This is a genomic window from Metabacillus niabensis (assembly GCF_902829255.1).
Lineage (GTDB): Bacteria > Bacillota > Bacilli > Bacillales > Bacillaceae > Metabacillus > Metabacillus niabensis.
In genome coordinates this window covers 1-1,943 of sequence record NZ_CADEPK010000058.1, presented here as the reverse complement: position 1 = coordinate 1,943, position 1,943 = coordinate 1, and the positions used below count along the sequence as shown (strand labels likewise).

Genomic DNA, 1,943 nt, shown 5'->3' with positions numbered 1-1,943 from the left:
ATGATCAGATAAATCATGTTGAAATGTCGATTTGTATTCCGAGAATATATGATTAGGGAGCTGTTCTTTTAACCAATTTGGTCCGAAATCGATGATATCGTTCGTAATGATGCTTTCATATTTTTCAGCAAGATGATGAGAGTATCGATAATTCCTTTCCGAAAAGGCGAATTCTTCATCTAAATATTCGGAAAAGGTTATCCATTCTGTTGGGAGAAGGATTCCTTTTTGCTCAATTTCGATTGCAAGCCTGCTGCCAAGTAAGAATCGAACATAGAGATATAACTCCTCATACTTTTCCTTAACAATTTGTTCAATTGTATTTTGGAATGATAAATAAAACGAACGCTCTAACTCCTTTTGCTTATTTGCCTTTTGTTGAGCAATATATGATTCCCGGGCCTCTTTATATTTCTCATTCCATTTTTGCTGTTTGTTTATAAACTCCTCATCAAGCCAATTAAATAGATCAAATGGTTTGAATTCTCTTAGTTCGTTACGAAACATCTGGTTAATTATCTTTTTGCTTATCCCTTCAACCTCATAACCTTTTGCCGATAAATAACTTTTCTTCTCAGAGTAAGACACATGACTAACTGTTGAATTTAACCATGCGTTCAACCAAATTTGCTCCAAATATTGTCGTCTTTCACGTAAATATTGCTCATAAGTCGGGAGTGCTTCCATCGTTGCAAAATAATGAAATATATCCTGATAAGCCATTTCCTTCGTTCGCTTAATCGCTTTGTTGTAATAAGAAATTAACTGCTCATTCATGCAAATCTTCCTTTTATCTTATTGGTTTTTATATAGTTTCTATTGTTCATTTCGATATATGTATTATTTTCGTTAATATAGTAAAAGAAAAAGGAACCAATTTGGCTCCTTTCAAGACTTATTTATTTAGCTGTTCTGATTCTAATCGTCCAGCGCCATATAAACGATAAGCACCATGCATTGTTGGTCCTACATATTCATTTAGCTTCCATCCGTGACGAATCGCTTCTGTAATAAATTGTTTTGCAACTTCAATTGCCTCAAGAACAGATTTTCCTTTTGCTAATTCTGCAGTTATAGCAGCAGAGAATGTACAACCTGCTCCATGAATATAAGTCGTATCGATTTTTTCATTTTCATATAAAGTAAATTCGTTACCATCAAAAAGTAAATCAACTGCTTTATCGTGCTGTAGTTTACTTCCACCTTTAATAATAACAAATTTTGCGCCGAGTTCATTTATTTTTACTGCTGCATTTTTCATATCATCGAGTGTTTTAATTGGACTTGTTTTAGCTAGCTGACTAGCTTCAAAAAGGTTTGGTGTAACAACTGTTGCAATTGGCACCATGACTTCACGAAGTGCATCTGCAGTTTCAGGATTAAGTACTTCATCCTCACCTTTACAAACCATTACAGGGTCAATTACGACATTATTTATCCCTGATTCTTTAATTCTTTTAGCTGCTACCTCAATCGTTTCGACTGTTCCAAGCATACCTGTTTTGACAGCGTCGATTCCTACTGAAAGTGCTGTATCTAATTGTGCTTCTAATGCATCAATAGAAATTGGAAATACATTATGATGCCAGCTGTTTTTTGGGTCCATCGTTGCAATAACAGTTAACGATGTCATCCCATAAACTCCAAGCTCCTGGAATGTTTTTAAATCAGCCTGTATACCTGCACCACCACTAGTATCGGATCCGGCAATTGTTAAAGCTTTTTTCATAGTCATCGTATGTTCCTCCCTGGTTGTTAAGAGCTCTATTTGATTAAGCTACTAGTCTATTATTAAATAATAATAACTCTTTCCACCATTAAAGTCACGAATCAAATAAAAAGTTGCTTTGAACAATTTTCGTTTATTTCACGATTTTCGCTTTCCGGCCGCTTTATTTGTTTTTTCTGCGTTTTGTAAGCCTTTATCACTAAATGCATTATCG

Annotated in this window: 1 protein-coding gene and 1 pseudogene; both read right to left on the bottom strand. The window is 34.6% G+C overall.

Going from position 1 to position 1,943, the window contains the following annotated elements:
- A pseudogene (locus tag HU235_RS07275) lies at positions 1-777 on the bottom strand (RNA helicase); the annotation flags it as partial.
- Between the two features lie 118 nt (positions 778-895).
- Positions 896-1,735, bottom strand: coding sequence for a pyridoxine/pyridoxal/pyridoxamine kinase (pdxK, locus tag HU235_RS07270; RefSeq protein ID WP_174879775.1), 840 nt, complete (start codon positions 1,733-1,735; stop codon positions 896-898).
- Positions 1,736-1,943: the final 208 nt, after the last annotated feature.